The organism is Pseudomonas sp. COR18, from assembly GCF_048568395.1.
Classification (GTDB): domain Bacteria; phylum Pseudomonadota; class Gammaproteobacteria; order Pseudomonadales; family Pseudomonadaceae; genus Aquipseudomonas; species Aquipseudomonas fuscovaginae_B.
This window is the reverse complement of sequence record NZ_CP183808.1, coordinates 5,757,224-5,778,740: the sequence shown is the minus strand read 5'-3', so window position 1 is coordinate 5,778,740 and position 21,517 is coordinate 5,757,224. Positions and strand designations below refer to the sequence as shown.

The following is a 21,517-nucleotide window of genomic DNA, read 5'->3' as shown; positions in this document are numbered from 1 at the left end:
CTTCCCGAGACAAGCCCGGCTGGCGAAACGCCAGGCCAGGCTTTACGATGTCAGCCGTTATAGGGCATCACGAACCATTTTGCACGCGCGTTCAACCGGGGAAGTTGGCTCGCAACGCCTCCAGGCGCTCGCCCCCACACCACCATCAGCGGTCCGCAGGCTGCGGCCCCGGCCGCCCTCGCTCAGGCGGCTGTCGGGAATGAACGGCAGCCGGACAGCCCCCCTTCGACTTCAGACAACACCTGCCGGGACGTCGGCGGGTTCACGCCTTGCCGATCAGGGCGAACAGCCGGGTCACGGTCTGGCGGATCGGCCCGGAGTTGTCCAGCAGCACCAGCGACGGGTCGTCTCCGGCTCCGAGGGTAAAGGCCGCATTGCGCGCCAACCGTGCCTCGATCTCCGCCGGCGACTCACGACGCCGCTCCAGCAGCCGCTCGCGCAACACCGCCTGGTCCACCGTCAGCAACACCGCCAGCAGGTCGGGATAACGCTGGCGGGCCTGGGGCAGGTAGCCGCGCGAGCCGTTGACCAGCACGTCCAGGCCATCAGCCAGCCATTGATCGATTTCAACGGGAATGCCATAGCTCAGGCCGTTGGCCTCCCAGCTCATGGCAAAGGCCCCCTGCTCGCGCATCGCCGCGAACTGCTCGGCACTGACCCCGTGGGCCGCTTCGCCCACCGCCTCGACGGAACGGGTAATGACCCGTCGCACGATCCGGCAACCATGCTGCGCCAGGTCATCGCGGGCGGCATCGAGCAGACTGTCCTTGCCGGAGCCCGAAGGCCCGATGAGATAGATCAACCTGCCCGCCATCACCACATCCTCTGTACTTGTCGCCAGGCCTGTAGCAGCGGCTGGCCGGATCAATAATCGCCGCACAGAATATCCAATCAGCGGGGTTTTTCCAGTGGCGCGATCAGGTTGTCGGTACGCGCCTGAACCATCGCCAGCACACCGCCACGCCGATGAGCGTGCTTGCCATGCTCAGCACCAGCACCACCCCACGAGCCCCCAGCGGTGCCGCCAGTATCCCGACCAGCAAACCTGCCAGGGGCTGCGACAGGTTGTTCAGCAAGGTGATCACGCCAACGGTCTTGCCGAAATCCTGCACCGGGATGGCCCGCTGGCGGACGCTGCGCATGTACACGTTGAACATCTTGTCAAAGCCGATCACCAGCAGGAAACCTGGCACATACCCCGCGATCGAGGGACTGAAGCCGCTGATGAAACCGCCCAGCAGAATCAGCGCATAGGACAGCCCGCCCAGCAGGCGCAACGACAGGCTGATCCGTGCCAGCACGAACAGGATGGCGATGGTCACACCGGCGCCCACCGCCTGCAGCCCGGCATAGTAATCCTTGCCCTGCTCGTGGACGCCGACCACCAGGGTGGCGGAGGTCGCCAGGGTCACGCCGACGATCAGGTTGACCCCGATCGCCAGGCAGATGATTTTCTGCAACTCGGGCAGCGTGCGGATATGCCCCAGGGCCGTGCGCAAGGGCTGCAGCCAGGGTCCCGGCTGCTGTTCGAAGGCAGGGAGCGTGACCGCGCTGCTGCGTTTCCAGGCGAGCATCGCCAGGTCGGCCAGCACGAACAGCCCGGCCACGCCCAGCACCACCCATTGCCAGGCCATGACCTCCAGCAGCAGCGCGGCCAACAATGGGCCGAGCACCAGGCCGCTCTGGTCGGCGATCTGCGAATAGGACAGCGTCCTGGTGTAGCTGTAGCGCGCGAAGATATGCGGCAACAGCACCTCCCGGGCCATGATGCCCTGGGTGGTCAGTACCCCGCACAACGCCGACAGCACAACCAGCCAGTAGATCCCGTCGAACAGCCCGTGACCGGCAACGGCCAGTACGCAGGCCACGGCCCGGCAGGCCTGGCTCAGATGCAGGATACGCACCGGCGAAAAGCGGTCGCACAAGGCCCCGCATACCGGAAAGGCCAGAAACCGTGGCAGCGCCTCGGCAAAGAACGCCAATCCCGTCCAGGCGGCACTGTTGGTGGTCTGGAACACCATCAGCGGGACGATGAACAACAGGATCTGATCGGCCAGCCTTGAAAGAAACAGCGACGCAAAAAACGCCAGGTAATCCCTGTCCATCCCTTTCCCCCTTGCAGGAGCGGCCGGCCGATGCTCGGTTACCCGCGAACCGCCAAAGGCGGGGTCAACATGTCAAATGTCGTGACGCGCCACCAACCGCGAAAAACTCGCCAGGCAAGCCGCCGCCGCAAACCCCGCCCCGATAAACAGTGCCAGAATCGGCCCCTCATGGCTCGAGATACCGAAACTCAAGGCCACCAGCGCCGCCCCGGTCGACTGCCCGAGCAACCGCGCCGTGGCGATCGTCCCGCTGGCCCCGCTGCTGCGCTCACGCGGCGCGCTGGTCAACAGCGCCTTCTGGTTCGGCGACTGGAAGAAGCCGAAACCCAGCCCGCAGATGATCATGCGGATGCCGATCTCCAATGCACTCGGATCACTGGGCAGCAAGGCCAGGGACAACATGCCCAGCGACAGCACGCCCAGGCCGATTCCCCCGAGCAACCCTGGCGGGTAGCGGTCCGACAGTCGCCCGGCAAAGGGGGCGATCAACGCCACCACCACCGACCAGGGCGTCATCAGGTAGCCGGTCTGTACCGGATCGCGGCCCAGCACCGTCTCGAAAAAGAACGGCAAGGAGACGAACGCCAGGCCCTGGGTGGCAAACGAGCAAAAGGCCGTCAGGGCTGACAAGGCAAACATCGGCCGCTTGAGCAGATCGAGGGGAAACATCGGCGCCGGATGCCCGGCCTCCCGGCGAATCATCAGGTAACCGGCGCAGACACACACCAGCAGTGCCAGGCAGATCGCCGTCGCCCCGGCGAACTGGGCGCCCTCGCCCAACGCATAGATCAGCGAACCGAAGGTCAGCGCGCTCAGGCCGGCCGTGCCCCAGGCGAAGCGCTGGCCATTGGGCGGCGTATGCGGCAGCGAAGGGATCGCCATCGCCAGCGCAATCAGCCCGATGGGAATGTTCACCCCGAACAGCCAGGGCCAGTCGGCCACCGACAGGATCAGCGAGGCCACGGTGGGCCCGGCGGCGAACGAGATACCCACCACCAGCGCATTGAGCCCCATGCCCTTGCCGAGTTTTTCCGGCGGGAACAGGCTGAAGATCAGCGCCGCGTTGACACTCATGATCGCACTGCCGCCAATGCCCTGCAGCACCCGGGCGAGCGTCAGTTGGGTCAAGGTGGTCGACATCGCACACAACGCCGAGGCCACGGTGAACAGCACCAGGCCGAACATATAGATCTTGCGATGCCCAAGCACCCCGCCGAGGGAGGCGAAGGCCAGCAGGGTGGCCACCGCCGCCAGCTGATAGGCGTTGATGATCCACACCGAAGCGGCGGGCGTGGTATGCAGACTGCTGGAAATCGCCGGCAATGCCGTGTTGGCAATGGCGGTGTCCAACGATGACAGGCCGATGGCGATCAGGATCGCCAACATGCCACTGGCCTGGCGCGACAGGCGCAGCCCGAAAACTCCCGATGAACCGCTGATCACACACCCCCGAAATCCGCTCTACCCTGCGGATCATAGCGTTTTGCTCAATATCCGTGAGCAGATCTTGCTGAACCCTGACTGTACGAACTCACATCAGGCTTCGCTCCGTCCCGCCGCCCAGGGTGATCTCCTGACTCTACCCGATAAACTAGCGCTTTCTGGGAGCACGCCCAACCAAAAGCTTGGCAATGATCCATAACATGCATCAATCCATTCTAAAAATGCACTTATCAAATCTATAAGGCTGCTCCAGTATCACCACCAATAAAAATCTGCACCCGATGCAGGCCATAAAAACGCTGGAGATCTAACGATGCACGCCACACCACCCACCGCCAGTTCCGCCCGTGCCAAGGCGGGCGCGGTATTCCGTGTCACCTCGGGCAACTTCCTCGAGCAGTTCGACTTCTTTCTCTTCGGCTTCTACGCCACCTATATCGCTGCCGCCTTCTTTCCTGCCAGCAGTGAGTTCGCCTCGCTGATGATGACCTTCGCGGTCTTCGGCGCCGGCTTCCTGATGCGCCCGCTGGGCGCGGTCATCCTCGGTGCCTATATCGATGAGGTCGGTCGGCGCAAGGGCCTGATCGTCACCCTGTCGATCATGGCCAGCGGCACCATCCTGATCGTGCTGGTACCCGGCTACGAGAGCATCGGCCTGCTGGCTCCGGCCCTGGTCCTGCTCGGGCGCCTGCTGCAAGGGTTTTCCGCCGGCGCCGAGCTGGGCGGGGTCTCGGTCTATCTGGCGGAAATCGCCACACCGGGGCGCAAGGGTTTCTACGTTGCCTGGCAGTCCTGCAGCCAGCAGGTCGCCGTGGTGGTCGCCGCCGCCCTGGGTTATGGCCTGAACCAGTGGATGGCCGCCAGCGCCGTGGCCGATTGGGGCTGGCGCATTCCGTTCATGCTCGGTTGCCTGATCGTGCCGTTCATCTTCTTCCTGCGCCGCAACCTGGCGGAAACCGAGGAGTTCGCCCAGCGCAAGCGTCGCCCGGGCATGCGTGAAGTGCTCAACACCCTGGCACAGAACTGGGTCACGGTGATTGCCGGCATGCTGATGGTCGCGCTGACCACCACCGCCTTCTACCTGATCACCGTCTACGCACCGACCTTCGGCAAGACCGTACTGCACCTGAGCACCGCCGACAGCCTGCTGGTGACCCTGCTGGTGGGTGTCTCCAACTTCTGCTGGCTGCCCCTGGGCGGCGCGCTCTCCGACCGCATCGGCCGCCGTCCGGTACTGCTGGCCATGGCCGGGCTGACCCTGGCCACGGCCTATCCGGCGCTGTCGCTGCTGGTCAAGGCACCGAGCTTCAGCAGCATGCTGCTGGTGCTGCTGTGGCTGTCGTTCCTCTACGGCATGTACAACGGCGCGATGATTGCCGCGCTGACCGAAATCATGCCGGCGGAAGTCCGCGTGGCCGGTTTCTCCCTGGCCTACAGCCTGGCGACCGCGGTGTTCGGCGGTTTCACCCCGGCGATCTCCACGGCGCTGATCGAATACAGCGGTGACAAGGCCGCACCGGGTTACTGGATGAGCCTTGCCGCCATCTGTGCGCTGTGCGCGACGCTGTTCCTGTATCGCAAGGCGAATCTGCAGCTCAAGCCTGCCCTCTAGTTTGTGCCCCCTCTGCCCTGTGGGAGCCGGTTCCCACGGGGCAGCATCGTATTCCACCCCTCCAATAAGAGACATGTGATGAAAGCACTCTTTCTGAAACTCGCCCTGATCGGCAGCATGGCCCTGGGCAGCGTCGCCCAGGCCGAGGAAATCCGCGTGATGACTTCCGGTGGCTTTACCGCCGCCTACAAGATTCTCGGCCCGAAATTCGCCGCCGAAACCGGCAATACCCTCGACACCGCGCTCGGCCCGTCCATGGGCAAGGCCCCGGAGGCGATCCCCAATCGACTGGCGCGCGGCGAAAAGGCCGATGTGGTGATCATGGTCGGCTACGCCCTCGATGAACTGATCAAGCAAGGCAAGGTCGTGCCCGCTTCGCGGGTCGAACTGGCCGACTCGCGGATCGGCCTGGTGGTGCGCGAAGGCAGTGCCAAGCCGGCCATCGGCACCGAGCAGGAACTGAAGGACACCCTGCTCAAGGCCAAGTCCGTGGCCTACTCCGATAGCGCCAGCGGTGTGTATATCCAGGAGCAGCTCTTCAAGCGCCTGGGCATCGAGGCCCAGCTCAAGCCCAAGGCGAGCATGGTACCGAAGATCCCGGTGGGCACGGTGGTGGCTAGCGGCGAATACCAGTTGGGCTTCCAGCAGGTCAGCGAGCTGCTGCCGGTACCGGGGGTGACCTTTGTCGGCAAGATTCCGGAGTCGGTGCAATCGGTGACCCGGTTCGCCGCCGGTATTCCGGTTGATGCACAACACCCGGAACAGGCCAAGGCATTGCTCCAGTACCTGGCTGCCCCGGCTGCCCAGGAGACGGTGAAGGCCACCGGGCTGGACTCAGTGAGCCGCTGAGCCGTTTTGCGCGGCGGATGCTGGCGCTTTCGCGGACAGATCCGGTTCTCACAACAGTCCGTGGGAACCGGATTCATCCGCAAACGGCCTGGCCAGCCCCCACCTCATAACCCCCACTACCCCGCCGGCTGCTTCATTTCCACGATCAGCCGCTCCAGCTCCAGGGCCGCCGGGGTCAGCACCCGGCCCCGGCGCTTGAGCAACCCCACCTTGCGCATCACCTGCGGCTCGATCAACGGCACACCGGTCAGAATCGGATGCTCCGGTCCCGGCATCGCCATGGTCGGCACCGCCGCCACCCCCAGCCCCGCTTCCACCAGGCCGATCATGGTCGTGACGTGCCGGGTCTCGCAGACCCCCGGCTTTTCCGGCGTGAGACGAATCAGTGCCTGATCGAGCAGGAAACGGTTGCCCGAAGTCTTGTCGAGGCTGATGTAGTCCTGCTGGTACAGTTCCTTCCAGCTCACACTGGCCTGCTGCGCCAACGGATGATCACGTCGGCAGGCCACCACGTAACGCTCCTCCACCAGCAGCTCGAACTCGATTTCCGGCTGCAGATTGCCCGTGAAGCTCAGGCCGAAGTCCGCCTCGCCGCTGAGCACCGCCGCATGCACGTCGTTGGCGCTGGAATCGAGCACCTTGATCCGGATCTTCGGGTACTGGCGGTGATAGTGGGCAATCACCTTGGGCATGAAGTAATACGCCGCCGAGGGCACGCAGGCCACGGTGACATGCCCCAGCCGGGTCGAAGCGACATCGGTGATGCCCAGCAGCGCAACGTCCAGATCATCCAGCAGCCGCTCCACCGTGGGCGCGAAGGCGCGACCGACCTGGGTCAGGCTGACCCGTCGGGTGGTGCGTTCGAACAGCCGCACGCCAAGGGCTTCCTCGAGCTTTTCCACCCGCCGGCTCAGGGCCGGCTGGGAAATATTGATGGCCTGGGCCGCCTTGCGGAAACTGCCCTGCTCGACCACCGCGCGAAAGGCCTGCAGATCGTTCAAATCGAAGTTGATGGCCACGGCGTACACTCATCGGAAACAGATTGATCAGTGTAACGCATGGATCAGCCAGATAGATGCAGCCAATGAAGCAGCATCATGCCTGAGCCGCCGCAAGCAACGGCGGCATCGGGCAATCGAGGATATCGGCCACCGCCCGCATCAGTTCAGCCTCGGCCGCAGTGACTTGGCCGTCATGCCAGATGCAACGGGCCATGGCCTTGAGCAGTGCCGGCTTCTGCAGCGGCAGCAAACCGGTCAGGCGATGCAAGGCCGCCTCCAGGGCTTTCAGGTCGCCCTCGCCCCTGAAGGCCGGCACCACGAACGCCAGTTCGGCGCAGCCATGGGCAAACGCCTGGCCGGCCCGCTGCGGATCAGCCTGCCCGGCCCGGGCCAGGAACGACAGCAGCAGCGCCACCTCGTCGGCCAGCGCCTCCAGGCGATACTTGCCAGCCACCGAGCGCAGACCTTCGACATTGCGTTCGACGATGCGCAACAAGGTCCACTCCAGCAGCTCGACCCGATCGTCCGTGCGGATCAGCAAGGCCATGCCACGCTTCACGGCGTTGAACTCGTCCCGGCCCAACTGCCTGAGCGCCGGGATCGCCAGATCGACCAGGGCCAGGCGTTGCCCCTGGGGCACCTCGCGCAACGGTGCCCGCAAGGCTTCCAGGCGCTCGGCCAGGGCCGGCTGCAGATGCGGGCGCAGCAGGTCCAGTTGCTGTTGCTGCAGGACCTCCACCGAATCGAGCAACAGACCGTAGACCAGTGCCTGGGCGCCTTCCCTGCCGTGGGCAGCCCGGATCAGGGCCTCGGGCAAGGTCTGCAGGGTATCCCGGGCCTCCTGCAGGTGCGCCAGGCCAGGGTCGCCGATCGCGGCAATGGACTGGGCAACCGCCGCTTGAGCAAAGGCCGTCGACCCGGCCGGGCGAGCAGACGGCGTCGATGGCGCGGCCAGCTCTTCGGGGTGGGTGCCCGAGCGTTTCACCTGCGGATACTGGCCATCCCAACCCGGCTCGATCCGACGAATACGTTCCGCCAACGGCGGATGGGTGGCGAACAGACCGTCGATGGCCGATTTGATCCCGGCCCCGAAATACAGATGGCTGAACTCAGCGGCATTCGCCGCCCGCAACTGCGAGCCGGCCGCATGGCCACCGATCTTCTTCAGGGCACCACCGATGCTGTCGGGATTGCGGGTGAACTGCACCGCCGAGGCATCGGCGAGGAATTCGCGCTGGCGACTGACCGCAGCCTTGATCAGATTGCCGAAAAATGTCCCGGCATAGCCAAGTATCAGCAGAGTCAGGCCAACGGCCACCTTGAACAGCTCGCCCTTGTTGTCGTTCGAGGACGAGGAACGGCGCGAGGAACCGCTATCGCTGCGCAACACCCAGTGTCCGATCAGGCCGATCAGCAGGATGCCGTGGAGCAAGGCGATCAGCCGCATGTTCAGGCGCATGTCGCCGTTGTAGATATGGCTGAACTCGTGGGCGATCACGCCCTGCAGCTCATCGCGATCGAGCAGGCTCATCGCCCCCTGGGTCACGCCAATCACCGCATCCTTGGGGCTCAGGCCGGCGGCAAAGGCGTTGATACTGTCATCTTCGAGGACATACACCGACGGCACCGGCGCACCGCAAGCCAGGGCCATTTCCTCGACCACATTGAGCAGGCGCTTTTCATGGAAGTCCTGGGGATCCAGGTTGATCAGCCGCCCGCCAAGGCTTTCGGCGACCAGCTTGCCGCCGGCATTCAACTGCACGCGCTTGTACAGCGAGCCGAACAGCACCACGCCGATCACCACCAGCGCCACGGCGCCGACCAGCGTCGGGTCCAGCACCGGCGTCACGCTGCGGCGGCTCTCCGATTCGCCATAGAAGTGCCAGATCAGGGTCAGAGCCAGGCTGGTCAGGGCGATCAGGCTGATGACCGCCAGGGCCATCAACAGGATCAGGCGCCCGGTTTGACGACGGGCGCGGTCCTGGTGTTCAAAGAAATTCATGAACCGTCCGTGGATGAAAGCGGATTAGAACGACACCTTGGGTGCAGCCTGGATCTCGGCACTGTCGGCGAACTCCAGCAGGCTGGCATCGGTGGAGTGTCCAAAGGCGGCAGCGAAGAACACCGGCGGGAACGTCTGCTTGTAGGTGTTGTATGCCATCACCGCGTCGTTGAATGCCTGCCGGGCGAAGGCCACCTTGTTTTCGGTGCTGCTCAGTTCTTCACCGAGCTGCTGCATGTTCTGGGAAGCCTTGAGGTCCGGGTAGGCTTCAAGGGTCACGTTCAGGCGGCCCAGGGCACTGTTCAGCAGCCCCTCGGCGCTGCCCAGCTGGGCCATGCTGCCGGCATCGCCCGGCTTCGAGGCGGCGGCCTTGAGACCGGTCACGGCCTGGTTGCGGGCGTTGATCACCGCTTCCAGGGTACCGCGCTCATGAGCCATGTAGCCCTTGGCGGTTTCCACCAGGTTGGGGATCAGGTCGTGACGACGCTTGAGCTGGACCTCGATCTGGGCGAAGGCATTCTTGAAGCGGTTGCGCAAGGTCACCAGCTTGTTGTAGATGCCGATGACATAGAAGACCAGGAGGGCGATGATAACCAGAAGGATCAGAATGAAGGTCATGTGACGTCCTTATCTTCGTCAGGAAAATGAGCGGCGATGTTAGCGCAAAATCTCCGGTAGGCGCAGAATTCGCCACTACCACCGTTCACGCCCCTGCGACAAAACATCACACCGGCGATGAGGATGCCGAAAATCGCGCGTCGACCTCTTCATTTGCACGACCCTGCCCGCTAAGATCCGCGCCTGCGTTGCCAGCCCAGAACTCCTATAAGACCCCGCCTGCAACACCGTCACTCCGTCCGTTTCCTGAGGTCATCATGTCCGTGCAATTATTGACCATGGCGCTGGCACCGCTATTGGGTCTGTTCATCATCAGCATCGGCAGCGCGCTGATGTCTTCGCTCACCACCCTGCGCCTGGACGCAATGGGATTCTCCGCCAGCATGGTGGGGATCGTGTCGTCGGCCTACTTCATCGGCCTGACCCTGGGCTCGGTCTTCAACGAGCGGCTGATCGTGCGCATCGGCCATATTCGTGCCTACAGCTGTTTCGCCGCACTGATCGCGGTCACCATCGCCTTGCAGGGCCTGAGCCACGACCCATGGGTGTGGTCCGGCCTGCGCCTGGTCGGCGGCTGGGCGCTCGTCGGGGTGTACCTGGTGGTGGAAAGCTGGTTGCTGCTGGTGGCCGAGCCGAAGATCCGCGGACGCCTGCTGGCGCTGTACATGATCGCGCTGTACGGCGCCGGCCTGCTCGGGCAGATGAGCCTCGGCCCGGTGATGGACGCCGGTGAAAGCGTACCGTTCACCATCGCGGCGATGCTCGCTTCGCTGTCGCTGGTGCCGATCGCCATGATTCCGCGGGTCACCCCGCCGGTCGAACGCGCCGAGCCACTGCCGGCCGGCCAACTGATCCGCATCACCCCGACCGGCGTGATGGGCTGCTTCGGCTCCGGGGTGATCATTGCCGCGGTGTACACCCTGCTGCCGCTGTACCTGCAAAAGGTCGGGCTGAGCGTCACCGAAGTCGGCCACACCATGGCCGCGGTGATTTTCGGTGCGATGGTGCTGCAATACCCGGTGGGCCGCTGGTCCGACCGCAAGGACCGCCAGACCGTACTGATCGTCCTGAGCGCCGCCTGCGTGCTGTTGTCGGCGATCACCCTGCTGCTGCCGGCGTCGGGCTGGCCGATGCTGGTGGTGATGTTCCTGCTCGGCGGGGGCGTCTTCGCGGTGTACCCGGTGGCCGTCAGCCACGCGGCGGACAGTGCGCCGTCCGGCGCCCTGGTGCGAATGATCCAGGGGCTGCTGCTGATCAACTCGCTGGGCTCGGCGATCAGTCCCCTGGCGATTTCACCGCTGATGGAATGGGCCGGGCCGTCCGGGCTGTTCTGGGCCTTCGCGGTGCTCAACCTGGCGCTGGTGATGTTCTTCGTCTGGCGCCGTCGTGCACACCCGGTGCCGGTCGCCGCCGCGCCGTTCGCCGCGGCCACCCAGTACTCCCCCACCGGCGTCGAACTGCGCATGACCCAGGACCTGACCGAAGCGGTAGAGGCCCACCAGACTACCCCGGCGCACTAGGCCGCCTGCCAGGGCCCGCTACCCGTCCAGGGGTATGCGGGCCACCGCCTTGACCTCGCGCCATGCCTTTTTTCAGACCCGAATAGGGTATTAAGGAAGACATCTTGTAGGTAACATCCTACGCAAATCCTTACCGCTGCGAGTCGCCAATGCCAGGGAATGCTCCGTTTGAACAGCCACGGTGGGCGCGCGACCTGTTGCGCTTCCTGCCGCTGAAAAGCCAATTTGTCCTGTCAGGGAACATCCGCGACCTGCAAGCCTGCGAGGTAGCTCCCGGCACCGTCACGGCGCAGAGCTTCAACCAGGCGCTGTGCGATCTGCTGCTCAGCAGCGGCTATGCCCAAGTGCTCGCCTGGGATCCCGTCGCCGGTTTCCGCATGCTCGGGCGCCCCGGCAGCGACCCGGCTACCGGGCAGGCCCTGCTCACCGAACTGGGCCTCACGCCAGTAGACGGCATTGCCCCAGCGGGAATCGACCTGCTGGGGGTTACCCTGCAACGCCTGGTCAATCGCCCGGGCGAGCCGATCGCCCTGATCGTCGACTTCGCGTCCCGCCTGGTGGTGCGCAACGACTCGCTGAGCGCGGCCGAACACCAGTTGTTCACCCAGGCCCTGGTCCTGTCGCACCAGACCCGCAGCCGCCCGGCCGGAGAACAGCGCAAACCCTTCTTCAACAGCGTGCTGTGGGTGGTGGAAAAGGAAGGCGACCTGCCCGACTGGCTGCTGGTCGACAACCCGCGCCTGCGCCACATACCCGTGTCCAAACCCGACCAGCTGGCCCGCCGGGCGTTGGCGCCGGCACTGCTCAAGGGGCTGTCGGGCAAGTCCGACGCCGGCGAGCAGGAGCGGCAGGCGGCCATCGACGCCTTCGTCGAAAACACCGAAGGCCTGTTGTTGCTCGATTTGAGCGCCATCGCCCAGTTGGCCCGGGTGGAAGACGTGCCGATGGAACGCATCACCGATGCCGTGCGTCGCTACAAGGTCGGCGTCACCGAAGACCCCTGGCTGAAGATCGACCGGCAGCGCATCCGCCAAGCCGATGACATCGTGCGCCGGCGCGTCAAGGGCCAGACCCATGCCGTGACCCACATGCTCGACATCGTCAAGCGGGCCATGACCGGCGTCGGTGCCAGCCGCAAGGGCAACCGCCCGCGGGGCGTGGCCTTTCTGGCCGGGCCCACCGGGGTCGGCAAGACGGAGCTGGCGAAAACCATCACCAGCCTGCTGTTCGGCGACGAAAGCGCATACATCCGCTTCGACATGTCGGAGTTCAGCGCCGAACATGCCGACCAACGCCTGATCGGCGCGCCACCGGGCTACGTCGGCTACGACGTGGGCGGCGAGCTGACCAACGCCATCCGCGAAAAACCCTTCAGCGTGGTGCTGTTTGACGAGATCGAGAAAGCCCACCCGCGCATCCTCGACAAGTTCCTGCAGATCCTCGACGACGGCGTACTGACCTCCGGCCGCGGCGATCGGGTGTATTTCTCCGAGGCGCTGATCGTGTTCACCTCCAACCTGGGCATCTACCGCCAGGGTGAGAATGGCGAACGCGCCGCCAACGTGCTGCCGGGCGAACCCTATGAAATGGTCCGCGACAAGGTCCACGGCGAGATCGACCGTTACTTCAAGCTGGTGCTCAACCGCCCGGAAATCCTCAACCGCATCGGTGAAAACATCATCGTATTCGACTTCATCCGCGCGGAGGTCGCCGAGCAGATCTTCACCCAGATGGTCGAGAGCACCTTCGCCGACCTGCGCGACCAGCAACTGACCATCGAACTGACCCCGGCCGCTCGCCAGACCTTGCACGACCTGTGCCTGCGCGACCTGTCCAACGGTGGCCGCGGCATCCGCAACCAGCTCGAAGCGCGCCTGCTCAACCCCTTGTCCAGGGCGCTGTTCGACCAGGAGGCGGAACCGGGCCAGGCGTTCCTGATTACCGAACTGGATGCCACCGGCCTGAACCTGGAACGTCGCTGAACATGGAACTGAGCCTGTCACGGGTGCATTTTCCGGTCACCACACTGGGACCGGGACGGCGCCTGGGCATCTGGTTCCAGGGCTGCAGCATTCGTTGTCCGGGCTGCATTTCCGCCGACACCTGGGGCCCCGGCCGCTGGCGTATCGGCTTGCCTCAACTGCTGGCGCAACTGCAGCCGTGGCTGGCCGAGGCCGAAGGCATCACCCTGTCCGGTGGCGAGCCCTTCGATCAGTTCGAGGCATTGCTGGCCCTGCTCGGTGAACTGCGCCGCCTGAGCGACGTCGACATCCTGGTCTACAGCGGCTATTCGCTGGAGCAGCTCGAACCCAGGCTACGGCAGGCCCATGGCCTGATTGACGGCCTGATCAGCGACCCCTACCGGCAGGAACAGCCGCAATCGATGGCCTTGCGCGGCAGCGACAACCAGCGGCTGAGCCTGTTCACCGAACGGGGGCGCACGCGTCTGGCCGCCTATGAGCGGCGGCTAATACCTGCCGACAAGGCGCTGGACCTGATGTTCGACGACGATGGCAGCGTCTGGATGGCCGGCATCCCAAGGCGTGACGACCTGCTTCGGCTACGCGACCTGCTCCATGACCAAGGCCACCAACTACAGCTGAGCGCCCATACCTCGCGGCCTCGCCAAGGGAAGTGATACGGATGATTCGTTTTTGCCCAAACTGCCAGTCGGAGCGCTCGCTCGCGGAAATCTTCTGTGAAGGCATCCTCGGTGACCATGCCTGCGGCTGGGACCTGTCCGGCGAGGCCATTCACCCCGATGGCTGGCGTCCCCAAGCGGTGGTCACCGTGGACGAACTGGCCCAGGTCGCCGACGAAGTCGCCGCGGCGCCCCTCACCGCCCTCTGCGAAAATGGCCATCCCCTGGAGGCCGGCGACCTGATGTGCCTGGAGTGTGGCAGCGGCCCTGCGGCTGCCCCGTCGAACGACATCGAGCCGCCACAAGCGCCCCTGCAACCCGACAGCGCCACACGGGTGGAGGGTTGGCACCTGCTGCGGCAGATCAGTTGCACCGACGGCGTCCGCGAGCGCTACATCGCCCGGCATGAGGAAAGCGACCAGCAGGCCGTTCTGACCCTGTACCGCCCGGGTGCCGAACCGGACCCGGCCATCTACGACGTGATCCGCCGGCTGCCCCGCGACCATGTGCCGGAGATTCTCGCCACCGGCCGCTGGAATGAGCGCGCCTACGAGGTGATCGAGGAGCTGACCGGCGGCACGTTGGCCGACCTCGGCAGCGTCGTCCGCGATGCCGCCGCCGTTCGCCATGTGGTCGGCGAGCTGGGCCAGGCCCTGCATGCCTTCAACGAGGCCGGCCTGCGCCATCGCGACCTGCGCCCGGCCAGCCTGCTGGTGCGCAGCCGCGAACCGCTGGACCTGGTGATCAGCGGCTTTGGCTCGGCGCGGCTGTCCGAGTTCGACCTGGATATCGTTTCCCCGCTGGAAACCAGCCGCTACATGGCCCCCGAAGCGATCGCCGGCGGCGTGGCCCCGGCGTCGGACTGGTGGAGCCTGGGCATGGTCCTGCTCGAACAGCTGACCCAGGGTGCCTGCTTCGAAGGCATCAACCCCAACGCCTTCCTGATTCATGTGCTCGCCAACGGCGTGCCGATCCCCGACGATCTCGACCCGCAACTGAACCTGCTGCTGCGCGGCCTGCTGGCCCGTGACCGGCACCAGCGCTGGCAGTGGCCGCAGCTGCAGGACTGGCTCAACGGCCTGCCGGTAGAGGCTCCGGCCTCGTCGTACAGCGAACGGGATGATGACGAAGGCGCGGCCATCACCCTGGGCAGCCAGCGCTTTCGCAAACCCTCGGTATTCGCCCTGGCGGCGGCCCAGGCGGACCACTGGGCCCAGGCCCTCGACCATCTGCTGCGTGGCGTCATCGTCACCTGGGCCGAACACATCGGCCTGGCGCCGCGGCTACTGGCCGGCTTGCGCCAGGTGGCCCAGCACGAAGGCATCGAGGACGATTTCCGCCTGATGCTGGCCCTCAAACTGCTCAACCCCGAAATCCCGCTGATCCATCGCGGAGAAATCGTCACCCCGGGCTGGCTGCTGGACCATCCGCTGGAGGGTTACCGGCTGATCAGCGGCTCGCTGCCCGACCTGCTCGAACAGTTGCAGACCGAAAGCTGGCTGTCGCGGCTCAGCGTCCGCGCGCAGAACGTTCGCCAGCGGGCGCTGCACCAGCACATCGAGGTCGACGAAGAGCAGTTGCGCATCTATCTGCTGTCCACCTCCCGCGCACGGCTGGCCGCCCAGTGGCAGGACCGCCAGCGCCTGCTGCCGGACACCGACCATCCTGGGCTGCAGGCCCTGTCGGAACGCCGGGTGATCGCCGAAGAGGACCTGATCGTCCTGCTCAGCGCGAACATCAGCCAGTTCCGTTCGGCCACGGCGATCGTCGAGCAAGCCGCGGGCCTGGCCAGGGAAGCCGATGTCCGGCTGTTTGACACCCAGAGCGCCAGCGCGTTGCTGGAGCACAGCCGGCAGGATCTGTATCGCGCCGTCGACGAGCGTATCAGCGGCTTCGCCCGCAGTGGCGTACCGGCGGTGGATGACTGGGCGGAGCAGTTCCGCCTGGAACGGCGCATGCCGCTGGCCAAGGCCCTGGTGCTGCTGGCGATTCCCGCCGAGCAATGGCTGGAGCCGCAGAAGCAGCAGTACGTCTCGCAGATCCTCGATTTCTTCGAGAAGAAGGTCGTCACCGCGGTGATGCGTGGGCCACTGGTACGCATGAGCATCGGCAAGACCACCGCGCGGGTCGATCTCCAGGAACTGGACAGCGAGCGTCGCCCCGCCGCCGCCCTGCTCGATCACCTGCTGTTGCGCAACGCCCGTTCGGTGAATCTCGACCCGGAAAGCTTCCTGGCCAACACGCAACTGGAATCGCGACTCCACGCGCTGCACCGGCAAAGCTCGCTGTACAAGCGCGATACCGGCATCGACGGGTTGTACCTGGGGTTCCCGTTCCTGCTCAGTCGCGATGCCCGGGGCAATACCCGCCCACGCATCGTGCCGTTGCTGCTGTGGCCGCTGAAACTGCTGGTCGAAGTCGGCAGCCGCGCCCAGGTCGCACTTGCCTTCGACGGCGAACGCGAGGAAGTCCGGCTCAACCCGGCGCTCGACAGCCTGCTCGGCCCCGAAGCCTGCAAGCAGTGGCGCAAGACCGCGGAAGAACTGCTGGGCCGCTCGGCGATCCGCGCCGCCGATGTGATGGACGCCTTTGGCATGCTCGCCACGGCTCGATCACGGGCCTTGACCGCGCTGCCGCCGACCAGCATCGAAGTGACACCGTACAAGGACGAACTGGCCTGCGCCGCCGTGCTGTTCCATGTCACCTTCATGGGCCAGGCCATCGGCGAGGATCTGCGCCAGTTGAGGTCGCTGTCCCCCGCTGGCACCGGCCTGGAAACCGCGCTGCGCCTCAAGGAGCCGGGCGAAGCGCAGGACAGCGGGATACCGCCCGAACTGCAGCGCTTCTTCACCGCCGCCAGCGACCCGTCCCAGGAGGCTGCCGTCCTGCGCGCCCGGCAAAGTCCCGGGTTGCTGGTCGAGGGCCCGCCGGGCACCGGCAAGAGCCAGACCATCGTCAACATGGTCGCCGACGCCATTGGCCGCCAGCGCAGCCTGCTGATCGTCTGCCAGAAGCATGCAGCCCTGGAGGTGGTGCACAAGCGCCTGGTTGCCGAAGGCCTGGGCCAGCGCATCGTCATGCTCAATGACGTCAACCGCGACCGCGAGCCGGTCATTCGCAGCATCCGCGAGCAACTGGAAGCGCTGTTTATCGAGGGGGCCTGGGCCCCTGACTGGCAGCGCCAGCGCGAACGCCTGGCGGCACGCATCGAAACCCTGGAAGGCGAACTGGACCGTTTCCACCAGAGCCTGCATCGTCTCGACGAGGCGACCGGCATCAGTTACCGCGGCTTGCTCGGAGAACTGATCGAACTGGAGCAAGGCAGCCCTCCCCTGGAGTTTCCGGCACTGCGCCAGCGCCTGGCAGGACTGGACATCGCCAGCCTGACGCGCCTTGAAGAAAACTGCGCACCGCTGATCCGTCTCTGGCTGCCGGCCCGTTTCGAAGGCAGCGCCCTGGCACAGTTGCAGCCTTTCGCCGCCGACCCGGCGACCTTGCAGGCTTTCACCGAATGCCTGCAGGCGTTTGTCGCCGCGGAAGCGGCTCGCCAGGGCGTGCTGCAGGAACACCTGTCCAGTTTCGAAGTCGACGACCCCACGCCTTACCGGAACTGGATGGCCGGACATGTCGAGGCCTTGCTGGGCCTGAAGGAAGAACAGCGCCTGCGGCTGGCCCGTTGGTTGCCGCTGTTCCGTCGCAGCGAAACGGCCCAGGCCCTGCGCGGCGAAAGCCTGCTCGCCGAGCTGGGTGATGTCGAACTACAGCTGCGCCAGCTGGATCCCGCGCACTACCTGCCCGCCCACTCCCCGGCACTCGGTGCCCTGACCGACAAGGAACTGGAGAGCTTGCGGGTACAGACCGCCCAGGTGCTCAAAGCCAAATCTTGGCTGGCCCGGATCAACCCGTTGCACCTGATGCGGCGCGGGCGGGTGCGGGCTTTCCTGCGCAGCCACGACGCCCAGGCCGACGACTCCCGCCTGCCGGCCCTGCTGGCCGCCGCCGAACTGGAAATCCGCACCCGCCCTTTGCATGCGGCCCTGAACACCGCGCGCCAGGCATTGGGCCTGGAAGCGATTGCCCAGGCCGTCCGGCTGGAGCTGGCGAGCCTGACCAGCCAGGATATCCGCCACCTGCGCGAGATCCAGGCACTGGCCCAGGGCCTGGCGTCGGCGCCGCGTGGCGAACAGGTCGATGCCGCGATTCTTACGGGGCAGAAACAGAGCTTCGAGGCGCTGCTCAAGGACCTCGATGCCGCACTCGTGCGCCACGGTGCACGACAACACAGCCTGGACCGGCTCAAGGCCCTGGCCGACTGGATCGGCGACGACCTGCGCCAGGCACTTGAACGTGCCGTCGCCACCAACGAAAGCAACCTGCTGGCCCTGACCCGACTGCAACAGGACCTGCCCGCACTGGCTGCCTACCAGCGTTTTCGCGGCCGGGTCGGGCAACTCGGCCAGGCCGACCTCGAACTGCTCGCCCTGCTGCGCCAAATCCAGGACAAGCTCGATCAGTTCCCCGTCGACCAGCTCGAAAGCGCCGTGCGCCGGTTGCTCAATCGTGAAGCCCGGCTCGGCTGGAAGCACCGGATCGAACAGGCCAACCCGGAGCTGCTGTTCGGCCAGGACGAGGCCCGGGCGAAGATTGCCGGCCTGGCCGAGGCCGACATCCAGATGCGCCTGCTCAACCGCGAACTGCTCGGCAAGGGCGTCGACACTGCCCGCCTGGGCAGCCGCAAGCAATGGGAAGACGTCACCCGCCTGACCGGCAAACGCTCGCGACGCCTGCGCGAGTTCATCGAAATGGGCTCGGAACTGGGCCTGATGAGCCTGCGCCCGGTCTGGCTGATGAACCCCGACGTGGCCAGCCGCGTCCTGCCGCTCAAGGCCGGCCTGTTCGATACCGTGATCTATGACGAAGCCTCGCAGATGCCGGTGGAGTTTGCCCTGCCAACGCTTTACCGCGGCCGGGTGACAGTGATCAGCGGCGACGAGAAACAGATGCCGCCCACGGCCTTCTTCTCAAGCCGGGTCGAGAGTGACGAGGCCGAACTGTTCGACGGCGACCTGCCGGATGAAGATGCCGACGAGGAACAGCGCGAAGCCTTCGAAGACACCTGGAACCGCCGCGAGATCAAGGATTGCCCGGACCTGTTGCAACTGGCCCGCAGCGTACTGCCCAGCACCACCCTGGAGATCCACTATCGGTCGGCCTACCGCGAACTGATCGGCTTCTCCAACGCGTCGTTCTACGGCAACCGCCTGAGCGTGCCGGTGCGCCATCCCCAGGCCAATATCCTGCGGATCAAGCCGCTGGAGCTGATCCAGGTGGACGGGCTCTACCAGAACCAGAGCAATATCCTGGAAGCCGAGCGGGTGGTGGAGCATCTCGCCGAGCTCTGGCGCCAGCCTCACGAACAGCGCCCGTCCATCGGCGTGGTCACCTTCAACCGCAAGCAGGCCGACCTGATCGAGGAACATCTGGAGCGACGCGCCGAGGAAGACGAGGTGTTCCGCCAGGCCTACGCCCAGGAGCGCGAGCGTCTGGAAGACGGCGAAGACATGTCGGTGTTCGTCAAGAACGTGGAAAACGTCCAGGGTGACGAACGCGACATCATCGTCTTCTCCACCACCTTCGGCCGCAACAGCCAGGGCGCGTTCCGCCGCAGCTTCGGCGTGCTCGGGCAGAAAGGCGGCGAGCGGCGGCTGAACGTGGCCGTCACCCGCGCCCGCCGGAAGGTGGTGCTGGTCACCTCGATGCCGATCGCCGACATCTCCGACATGCTCAACACCCACCGCGCCCCCAACAGCCCCCGCGACTACCTGCAGGGTTACCTGGAGTATGCCCGGAGCCTGTCGTCCGGGGAGTTCGCCACCAGCAGCAGCCTGCTCAACCGCCTGCAGACCGACCGTGGCGAGGCCCGGCGCCGTCAGCAGCAACCGCGCGACGGTTTCGTCAGCACTGTCGGCCAGTACATTCAGTCGCTCGGCTGGCAAGCCAGCAGTGCCAACGAGGGCGATGCCTTTGGCCTGGACTTTGCGATCGAGAACCCGGCCACGGGCCTGTATGCCATTGGCATCGAATGCGACTCCCCCTGCCACCCCCTGTTGAACCGCGCCCGGGCCCGGGAAATCTGGCGGCCGTCGGTGCTGCACCGGGCCATTGCGAGCCTGCACCGGGTCTCGTCCCATGGTTGGTACCACGATGGCGAGAATGAACGGGCACGGCTGCGGGCGGCGATCGAGAACGCCCTGCAACCTGCCCTCGAACCCCAGCCGGACAGCCCGGCGCCCCTCACGGAGACCAGCGCATGAGTGGACCGAAAGTCGTCCGCATCGTCACCCGGGAAGAGATCCTGGCGATCTGCGAGGCTCACCTTCAGCGCCTGGCAACCGCCCTCGAACGCTGGCTGGCGCAGGCCGGCAGAATCGGCGAGCTGAGCGAAGCCGACCGGGCTGCGACATTGGCCCGGTATGAACGCCTGCGCGCCTTGCTGCAACAGGATCAACTGCGCGAACTGCAAAAGGCCGTTCCCATCGAAATCGATTTCCTCGAACGTGACCTGGAAGAGCGCGAGGAACGGGCAATTATCCGGGCGACGGAAAAACGCCAGCAACAGCGGCGTGTCCACGAAACCGCGGCGACCCTGATCAAGGCCCTGCACGCCAAGCCTGGCCGGGTAACCGGCGAACTGTGGCAGCAGATCGGCGAACTGGCCCAGGGTGCCCGACGTGAAGACGCGGATACCCTGCTGGCAAAGGGTTTCGCCCTGCTGACCAGCGTGCCCGCACAGGAAGCCCTCGGCGCAGAGCAACACGCCCTCGCCCAGCAACTGAAGAGCGATACGCCGACACCTTCGCTGGCCGACTGGATCGCCCGGCAGCAGCTCGACGGTTCAAGGGATGTCCGCCTGTTGCGCATCGACCGACACATTGCCGAACTGCAACTGCTGCACGGTGCACAAGCGGCCGAAGCATTTGTTCTGAAACTGCGGAAGGCCGAGGCCGAGTCGCGCCAGCAGGCCCGCAACCTGTTACTCGACAGCCTGGTACTCGACCTGGCCCACGCCACGCGCCGCTACCAGGACCAACGCGCCCGTTTCAATCAGTTGCAGGACTTGGCCAACGAAGTGGCCGCCTTCAAGGATTCCACTCATCAGCCACTGCTGGAGCGCGTCGCAAACAGTCACGCCAGCCCGAACCCGCAGCAGATGGACGAACTGATCGAGCAATGCAAGGTCGCGATCGCGGCCCACCTGCAGGCACAGGCGGCCATCGCCCGTCGCCAGGCGGTGCTGCAGGGGCTTGCGAGCCTCGGCTACGAGACCCGCGAAGGCATGGAAACCGCGTGGGCGCAGAACGGTCGGGTGGTACTGCGCAAGACCGCCACGCCAGGGTTCGGGGTCGAAGTGGGCGGCAAGGCCGACACCGGCCGCCTGCAAGTGCGTGCCGTGGCCATGAGCCACGAACGCGACAAGACCCGGGACCGCGACATCGAGACCATCTGGTGTGACGAGTTCCAGCGCCTGCAGGCGCTGCTGAAAAGCCAGGGCGGTGACCTGATCATCGAACAGGCCCTGGAGGTCGGCCAGGTCGAGCTCAAGGTGGTGGCGGCTGTCGAGTCGCAGCAAACCCTCGAAACGAGCCGTTCAGAGAACAGGACCGGCGGCTGATCGCCGGGCCCTCGTGAGCAATGCAATCGGGATGGGCCAGGGCGCACGTCCGCT

The 21,517-nt window shown here is 65.5% G+C and carries 13 protein-coding genes; 7 read left to right on the top strand and 6 right to left on the bottom strand.

The features are described from left to right. Nucleotides 1-262: 262 nt before the first annotated feature. The 3 genes from phnN to ACM62G_RS26535 form a co-directional block, all read right to left on the bottom strand. Nucleotides 263-814 carry a phosphonate metabolism protein/1,5-bisphosphokinase (PRPP-forming) PhnN gene (gene phnN / locus ACM62G_RS26545; RefSeq protein ID WP_419735977.1) on the bottom strand — a complete coding sequence of 184 codons (552 nt, stop codon included), beginning with the start codon at nt 812-814 and terminating at the stop codon, nt 263-265. Between the two features lie 103 nt (nt 815-917). Then, nucleotides 918-2,105 carry an MFS transporter gene (locus tag ACM62G_RS26540; protein WP_419735976.1) on the bottom strand — a complete coding sequence of 396 codons (1,188 nt, stop codon included), beginning with the start codon at nt 2,103-2,105 and terminating at the stop codon, nt 918-920. A 72-nt stretch (nt 2,106-2,177) separates the two neighbouring features. Beyond that, the gene (locus tag ACM62G_RS26535) at nt 2,178-3,491 is read right to left on the bottom strand and encodes an MFS transporter (RefSeq protein WP_192842778.1); all 1,314 of its coding nucleotides are present in this window, start codon (nt 3,489-3,491) and stop codon (nt 2,178-2,180) included. 370 nt (nt 3,492-3,861) lie between these two features. On the opposite strand from ACM62G_RS26535, the gene ACM62G_RS26530 reads away from it, so the two are divergent. Continuing rightward, entirely contained in the window at nt 3,862-5,160 is a 1,299-nt protein-coding gene (locus ACM62G_RS26530; RefSeq protein ID WP_054060484.1) for an MFS transporter, read from the top strand. A gap of 78 nt (nt 5,161-5,238) precedes the next feature. After that, entirely contained in the window at nt 5,239-6,009 is a 771-nt protein-coding gene (locus tag ACM62G_RS26525) for a substrate-binding domain-containing protein (protein ID WP_054060483.1), read from the top strand. 116 nt (nt 6,010-6,125) lie between these two features. Here ACM62G_RS26525 and ACM62G_RS26520 read toward each other — a convergent pair whose 3' ends face one another. The 3 genes from ACM62G_RS26520 to ACM62G_RS26510 all read right to left on the bottom strand — a co-directional run bounded on the left by ACM62G_RS26520 (nt 6,126) and on the right by ACM62G_RS26510 (nt 9,630). Further along, nucleotides 6,126-7,028, bottom strand: a complete 903-nt coding sequence (locus ACM62G_RS26520; protein ID WP_419735975.1) for a LysR family transcriptional regulator — start codon at nt 7,026-7,028, stop codon at nt 6,126-6,128. A gap of 76 nt (nt 7,029-7,104) precedes the next feature. After that, the gene (locus tag ACM62G_RS26515) at nt 7,105-9,012 is read right to left on the bottom strand and encodes a M48 family metalloprotease (RefSeq protein ID WP_419735974.1); all 1,908 of its coding nucleotides are present in this window, start codon (nt 9,010-9,012) and stop codon (nt 7,105-7,107) included. A gap of 24 nt (nt 9,013-9,036) precedes the next feature. After that, the gene (locus tag ACM62G_RS26510) at nt 9,037-9,630 is read right to left on the bottom strand and encodes a LemA family protein (RefSeq protein WP_419735973.1); all 594 of its coding nucleotides are present in this window, start codon (nt 9,628-9,630) and stop codon (nt 9,037-9,039) included. 26 nt (nt 9,631-9,656) lie between these two features. Here ACM62G_RS26510 and ACM62G_RS26505 point away from each other — a divergent pair, with 26 nt between their 5' ends. The 5 genes from ACM62G_RS26505 to ACM62G_RS26485 all read left to right on the top strand — a co-directional run bounded on the left by ACM62G_RS26505 (nt 9,657) and on the right by ACM62G_RS26485 (nt 21,463). Further along, nucleotides 9,657-11,150 (top strand): MFS transporter, encoded by a 1,494-nt coding sequence (locus ACM62G_RS26505; protein WP_337959415.1) that lies wholly within the window; start codon nt 9,657-9,659, stop codon nt 11,148-11,150. Between the two features lie 149 nt (nt 11,151-11,299). Then, a complete protein-coding gene (locus ACM62G_RS26500; protein WP_419735972.1) occupies nt 11,300-13,132 on the top strand; it encodes an AAA family ATPase in 1,833 nt (610 codons plus the stop codon). Between the two features lie 2 nt (nt 13,133-13,134). Then, nucleotides 13,135-13,788: a 4Fe-4S cluster-binding domain-containing protein gene (locus ACM62G_RS26495; RefSeq protein ID WP_419735971.1), complete on the top strand. Its 654-nt coding sequence runs from the start codon at nt 13,135-13,137 to the stop codon at nt 13,786-13,788. A gap of 5 nt (nt 13,789-13,793) precedes the next feature. Then, the gene (locus tag ACM62G_RS26490; RefSeq protein WP_419735970.1) at nt 13,794-20,105 is read left to right on the top strand and encodes an AAA domain-containing protein; all 6,312 of its coding nucleotides are present in this window, start codon (nt 13,794-13,796) and stop codon (nt 20,103-20,105) included. After that, on the top strand, nt 20,102-21,463 hold the full coding sequence (locus tag ACM62G_RS26485) for a hypothetical protein (protein ID WP_419735969.1): 1,362 nt from the start codon (nt 20,102-20,104) through the stop codon (nt 21,461-21,463). Before ACM62G_RS26490 ends, ACM62G_RS26485 begins: the two co-directional genes overlap by 4 nt. The last annotated feature ends 54 nt before the right edge of the window (nt 21,464-21,517 follow it).